General features: G+C 25.5%; 1 pseudogene. It reads right to left on the reverse strand.

What is annotated here, in order from left to right:
- Positions 1–139 precede the first annotated feature (139 nt).
- Positions 140–286, reverse strand: a pseudogene (locus CN692_RS19285) (VOC family protein); the annotation flags it as partial.

Consider the following 286-nt stretch of genomic DNA (forward strand, 5'->3'; position numbering starts at 1 on the left):
CCACCTTAATTATTTAATAATTATAAAAATAATGTTATTCAGTTTATTATAACATTCCAATTCCAACAAAAAAGTTGGAGTTAACTAACTCCAACCGATTTTAAGAAATATGCATTCAAAAATTAATGCTGCAAATATTTTATTTAATTCTTTTTACTAATGGATGATTTTCACTAAATTGTATTAAGTCCCATAAGTTCCCATATAAATCTTTAAATACCGCAACAGTACCATAATCTTGTTCCTTAGGTTCTCTTACAAACTCAATTCCTATTGAAATCATTTC

Source organism: Bacillus sp. AFS002410 (assembly GCF_002556365.1).
GTDB lineage: Bacteria > Bacillota > Bacilli > Bacillales > Bacillaceae_G > Gottfriedia.